The sequence below is a fragment of the Deltaproteobacteria bacterium genome, from assembly GCA_005879535.1.
Taxonomy (GTDB): Bacteria; Myxococcota; Myxococcia; order Myxococcales; family 40CM-4-68-19; genus 40CM-4-68-19.
This window is the reverse complement of the sequence record VBKI01000107.1, coordinates 1-5,476: the sequence shown is the minus strand read 5'-3', so window position 1 is coordinate 5,476 and position 5,476 is coordinate 1. Positions and strand designations below refer to the sequence as shown.

General features: G+C 68.6%; 5 protein-coding genes and 1 pseudogene. All 6 read left to right on the top strand.

The genetic code is table 11. The features are described from left to right. Nucleotides 1-15: 15 nt before the first annotated feature. Nucleotides 16-417: a hypothetical protein gene (locus E6J58_24065; protein ID TMB31826.1), complete on the top strand. Its 402-nt coding sequence runs from the start codon at nt 16-18 to the stop codon at nt 415-417. A 76-nt stretch (nt 418-493) separates the two neighbouring features. Further along, on the top strand, nt 494-1,186 hold the full coding sequence (locus E6J58_24060) for an ABC transporter ATP-binding protein (GenBank protein TMB31828.1): 693 nt from the start codon (nt 494-496) through the stop codon (nt 1,184-1,186). Continuing rightward, on the top strand, nt 1,183-2,412 hold the full coding sequence (locus tag E6J58_24055) for an FtsX-like permease family protein (protein ID TMB31825.1): 1,230 nt from the start codon (nt 1,183-1,185) through the stop codon (nt 2,410-2,412). The genes E6J58_24060 and E6J58_24055 overlap by 4 nt, the downstream gene beginning before the upstream one ends. 20 nt (nt 2,413-2,432) lie before the next feature. Next, nucleotides 2,433-3,923, top strand: a complete 1,491-nt coding sequence (locus E6J58_24050; GenBank protein TMB31824.1) for an ATP-dependent DNA helicase RecQ — start codon at nt 2,433-2,435, stop codon at nt 3,921-3,923. Between the two features lie 48 nt (nt 3,924-3,971). Beyond that, nucleotides 3,972-4,625: pseudogene (locus E6J58_24045) on the top strand (SDR family oxidoreductase). Nucleotides 4,626-5,007: 382 nt separating this feature from the next. After that, the gene (locus E6J58_24040; protein TMB31827.1) at nt 5,008-5,358 is read left to right on the top strand and encodes a hypothetical protein; all 351 of its coding nucleotides are present in this window, start codon (nt 5,008-5,010) and stop codon (nt 5,356-5,358) included. The last annotated feature ends 118 nt before the right edge of the window (nt 5,359-5,476 follow it).

Below are 5,476 nucleotides of genomic sequence, written 5' to 3'. Positions count from 1 at the left end.
AAGCTGCGCCAGGGGATGACCGCCTCGGTCAACATCACTTCCGCGCGCAAGGACGAAGCACTTCGGGTAGCGAATGCCGCCCTGCGCTGGAAGCCCGACGACGCCACTGGCGCCCAGGAGGTGCCCGCGCAGCAGCGCCAGAGCGCACCGCCCCAGGCGCGCACGGCTTCGGCGGCGGCTCGCGGAACGCGCGACGGAGCCGCCCCAGGCCCTGGGCAGCAGGCGCAAGGCCGTCCCGGGCGGGTCTTCAAGCTGCAGGACGGCAAGCCGGTGCCGGTGCTGATCCGCGTCGGGCTGTCGGACGGGCAGCGCACGGAGGTGATCGACGGCCTCGCCGAGGGCGACAAGGTGATCGTCGGCGGTGGAGACGCCGGCAGCAGCTCTTCTTCGCAGCAGAGGCGCCGTGGGCCGTTCTAGGAGCGAGTCGGGCCACGGAAACGCGCCCGGGACGGCGCCCGTCGTCGAAACGCGCGATCTGGAGAAGATCTACCGGATGGGCGACGTGGAGGTGCGGGCGCTGCGCGGCGTCTCGCTGGCCATCGAGCCCGGCGAGTTCATCGCGGTCATGGGCGCTTCCGGCTCCGGCAAGAGCACGTTCATGAACCTGGTCGGCTGCCTCGACCGCCCGACCCGCGGCTCGTATCTCCTCAACGGCCGCGACGTGGGAAAGCTCTCGCGCGACCAGCTTGCGCGGGTCCGCGGCCAGCAGATCGGCTTCGTCTTTCAGGGCTTCAATCTGCTTCCCCGCACCACCGCCGTCGAAAACGTGGAGTTGCCGCTTCTCTATCAGGGGGTCGCCGCGCGGGAACGCCACCGCCGCGCTGCGGAAGCCCTCCACCGCGTTGGCCTCGGAGATCGGCTGGACCACACCTCTGCCCAGCTCTCCGGCGGACAGCAACAGCGCGTCGCCATCGCCCGCGCGCTGGTGAATCGCCCTTCGCTGCTGCTCGCCGACGAGCCCACCGGCAACCTCGACTCCCGAACCAGCGTGGAGGTGATGGGCATCTTCCAGGAGCTGAACGAGCAGGGGCTGACGGTGCTGCTCGTCACCCATGAGCAGGACATCGCGGAGCATGGCCGTCGCGTCGTGACGTTCAAGGACGGGGTGGTGCTCAGCGACATGCCCCTCGCGCGCCGCCGGCTGGCTCGCGACGAGCTTCGCGCGCAGGAGGAGCGCTCGGCATGAACGCGGCCGCCTCGCTCCGGACCGCCCTTCGCGCGTTGAGGAAGAACAAGCTGAGATCGCTCCTGGCGATGCTCGGCATCGTCATCGCGGTTGCCGCCGTGATGGCCACCGTCTCCATCGGGCAGGGAGCGCAAGCCAAGGTGGCCGAGCAGATGGAAAGCCTCGGAGCAAATCTCCTGATGGTGCTGCCCGGCTCGATCGCCATGCACGGCGTCGCCACCGGATCGGGCGCGACGCAGAACCTCACCCGCGATGACGCGACCGCAATCGAGCGCGACCTGACGGCCTCCGTCGCGTCCGTCGCTCCCATCAACCGGACCGGGGCGCAGGTCGTGTACGGCGACCAGAACTGGTTCACGCAGGTGCAGGGCACCACCGCGGCCTACCTCCAGGTGCGCGCCTGGCCGCTTGTGCAAGGGGAGGCGTTCGGCCGCGAAGAGGACGCCTCGGCGGCGAAGGTCTGCGTCCTCGGTCAGACGGTGGTCAACAAGCTGTTCGTGCCCGGAGCGCCGGTATTGGGCGAGCAGATCCGGGTCAAGCACGTTCCCTGCAAGGTGGTGGGCATCCTCGCGGTCAAGGGCCAGAGCTTCGGCGGTTCGGACCAGGACGACGTCATCCTCATGCCCTGGTCCACCGTGGTGCGCCGCCTGATCGGCTCGCAGTCGGACGCCGTCGGTCAGATGATGATCTCGGCGCGATCGTCGTCGGCCGTCAGCGACGCCGAGCGCGAGATCACCGCGCTGCTCCGCCAGCGGCACCGCCTCTCCGACCAGGCGGAGCCCGATTTCCAGATCCGCAACCTGGCGGAGATGCAGGACGCGGCGAAGCAGAGCACCGAGACCATCGCCACGCTGCTCGAGGCGGTGGCCGCGATCTCGCTGATCGTCGGCGGCATTGGCATCGCCAACGTGATGCTCGTCTCCGTCACCGAGCGCACGCGCGAGATCGGCATTCGCATGGCCGTTGGCGGTCGGGGCCGCGACATCCTCTTCCAGTTCCTCACCGAGGCGGTGGTGCTGGCGACGGTCGGCGGCGTGATCGGGCTGACGCTGGGGATCGGCGTCTCTAAATGGATGGCGGCGCGGGGAAACTGGCCCACCCTGCTCTCGCCACCCGTGATGCTCGGAACCATGCTCGCCGCGGGCCTCGCCGGAGTGGTGGCGGGGTTCTACCCGGCGCTGCGGGCCTCGCGGCTCGATCCCATCGAGGCCCTGCGCTTCGAGTAGGCACGCCTTACCGTAGTGCGATGACCAAAGGCATCGACTGGCCCGCCATCGCGGGCGAAGCGGCGCGGCGATTCGGCGTGCGCCGGTTCCGCCCCGGACAGCGCGACTTGATCGATGCGGCGCTCGCCGGACGAGATGCCTTGGGCATCCTTCCCACGGGCGGAGGCAAGTCGCTCACCTACCAGATTCCGGCGCTCTTCCTGCCGCGGGCCGTGGTGGTGGTGTCGCCGTTGCTTTCGCTCGTGCAGGACCAGCGGGAGAAGGCGGAGGCGGCTCGCATCGACGTTGCCCGGCTGGACTCGACGTTGTCGTCGTCGGAGGAGAGGGAGGCGGTGGCAGAGATCGCAACCGGGGGGAACGACCTCATCTACGTGACGCCCGAGCGCCTGGAGAGTCCCGAATATCTTTCCCTGCTTCGCGAGCGCGGTGTCTCGCTGCTGGTGGTCGATGAAGCCCATTGCATCTCGCAGTGGGGACACGATTTCCGGCCGGCGTATCTCGGCCTCGCCGAGGCTGCACGCGCGCTGGGAGCACCGCCGGTCCTCGCGCTCACGGCCACCGCAACGCCCGAAGTCGTCGAGGACATCGTCCGCCAGCTCGGAATGCGCGACCCGCAAGTGGTGCAGACCGGGGTCGACCGTCCCAATCTCTTTCTCGAGGTGCGCCGCACGGTGAACCGCGCGATGAAGGAGCAGGCCTTGATGGAGCTGCTCCGCGCGGCCGACGGCAGCGCCATCGTCTACTGCGCCACCGTCCGCAAGGTCGAAGAGCTCCATCGCTGGCTGCGCGCGCAGGGGGAGAACGTCGGCCGGTATCACGGCAAGCTGAAGGTCTCCGAACGTGAGGAGATGCAGCGGCGGTTCATGTCCGGAGAAGTTCGCGCGGTGATCGCCACGAACGCGTTCGGTCTCGGCATCGACAAGCCCGACATCCGGCTGGTCGCCCACTGGAACTTTCCCGGCTCGATCGAGGCCTGGTACCAGGAGGCCGGGCGCGCCGGGCGAGACGGGAAGGCGGCGCGCGCGACGCTGCTCTACCGCCTCGAGGACAAGCGCATCCAGTCCTATTTCCTCGGTGGGAAGTACCCGGACCGCGACGAATCGCTTTCGGTCTGGCAGGCGCTGGGGGCGCGAAGTCCTTCGCTGAAAGCGGTCGTCGAAGCATCGGGATTGGGCGAGAAGCGGGTCAAGGTGATCGTCGCGCAGCTGATCGGAGCAGGCGCGGTGGAGCGGAAGCGCCGAGCGCTGGTGAAGGTGCGCGAGCTGGACGCGGGCGACCTGCAGCGCGTTCTGCAGGAGTACGAGCAGCTCCAGCTCGACGATCGCGAGCGACTGGAATCGATGATGCGCTTCGCCCAATCCGCGGCCTGCCGGCGGCGGCTGATCCGGGAGTACTTCGGCGAGGACCGCGGCGACGCGTGCGGCAACTGCGACAATTGCCGCTCCGGTATCGCCCGGCTGGCGAGCGAGCGGCCGGTCCGGGATCGTACCGCCGCTGTGCAGGCGCCGTGATGCGCTTTCCCGCCCATCGCGCGATGCCGACCTTTGCCGCGGAGGTGCATGATGCGGATGGGGCGGAACTGGATGATCGCGGCCGGGGCGGCGGGCGTTGCGATGGGGCTGCGTCGGGCATTTCCTCCATCGTTCACCTTCGCAGGCAAGGCAGTGCTGGTGACGGGTGCGTCGCGCGGTCTCGGCTTGGTGCTTTCGCGGGAGCTGGCAAGGCAGGGAGCGCAACTGGCCATCTGCGCCCGTGACGCCGCGGAGCTCGAGCGGGCGAGGGCAGAGCTGAAGTCCATCGGCGGCGAGGTCCTCGCGGTTACTTGCGATGTCAGCGACGCTGCCCAGGCCGGATCGTTCGTCTCCCAGGCCGCGGAGCGATTCGGTGCGATCGACGTCCTGATCAACAACGCGGGAATCATCCAGGTCGGACCGATGGAGTCGATGGGCCTTCAGGACTTCCGCGAGGCGATGGCGATCAATTACTTCGGTACCGTCCATACGACGCTCGCCGCTCTGCCGCACCTCCGCCGCGGCTCGCGGATCGTGAACATCTGCTCGATCGGCGGCGCCGTCGCCATCCCACACCTGTTGCCGTACGTCGGATCCAAGTACGCGGCAGTCGGTTTCTCCGAAGGGCTTGCCGTCGAGACGGCACGGCACGGCATCCGCGTCACCACCATCCTGCCCTTCGTGATGCGCACGGGATCGCACTGGAACGCGCTCTTCAAGGGCCGCCGCGATCGGGAGGTGGCCTGGTTCGCAATCGGGGCATCGCTTCCTTTGACGTCGGTCGCGGCAGAGCGCGCGGCGCGCCGCATCCTCCGCGCCTGCGCGCGCGGCGAGCGGTTCGTGACCATCGGTCTGTTGGCCAAGGCGATGCGGGTGATCCACGCCCTCGTTCCCGGGCTGGTCACTGGCGCCGCCGCCGTCGTGAACGGGCTCTTGCCCGCGCCTGGCGGCGCTGGCGCTCGCGACTTTGCCGAGCCGGGCTGGCTGCGACGAGGCGGCCCAGCGGAACCGCGAAGTTCCCGGGGCGGGGCCGAAGTAAGTGGAGGTCCCCATCCTCAAGCTCGTGCTCGTCTCCGCGGTGACGATGGGGCTCTCGCACACCATCGCGCGGGAGAAGCTGTTCGAGCCGCTTCGCAAAGCGTTCGGCGGGATGAGCACATGGCGCGGTTACTTCGTTTCCTGCGCGTACTGCGCCTCGCACTGGCTGGCGTTCCTTCTCGTGCCGCTCACCGGGGCGTACGGCATCCACGTCGCGCCGCGCTGGCCGGTGGTGTCCCCTATCCTCGACTGGTTTCTCTCCTCCATCCTGGTGACGGTGATTGCCGCGATCCTGCGCGTCGGCTTCTATTTCATCGACGAGGAAGCCCGACTGGCAAAAACCAGGAAGCGAATCAGCGAGGTGGAGGTGGAATCGCGCCAGCGGGACATTCACTAGGCGCTGCCGCACCGGAGGTGCGGCTTTGCGCCTACGCTTGAGCCTGTACACGTTGTAGGCTTCCGAGATGGCTCCGCGCAGCCCGCTCTCGCACGTCCCACCGGAAGAGTTCGTCAAG

Bases quoted from the DNA above. Each gene is read 5' to 3' on its own strand.
- E6J58_24040 (TMB31827.1), top strand. From the start codon at position 5,008: ATGGGGCTCTCGCACACCATCGCGCGGGAGAAGCTGTTCGAGCCGCTT.
- E6J58_24055 (TMB31825.1), top strand. From the start codon at position 1,183: ATGAACGCGGCCGCCTCGCTCCGGACCGCCCTTCGCGCGTTGAGGAAG.
- E6J58_24060 (TMB31828.1), top strand. From the start codon at position 494: ATGGGCGACGTGGAGGTGCGGGCGCTGCGCGGCGTCTCGCTGGCCATC.
- E6J58_24050 (TMB31824.1), top strand. From the start codon at position 2,433: ATGACCAAAGGCATCGACTGGCCCGCCATCGCGGGCGAAGCGGCGCGG.
- E6J58_24065 (TMB31826.1), top strand. From the start codon at position 16: ATGACCGCCTCGGTCAACATCACTTCCGCGCGCAAGGACGAAGCACTT.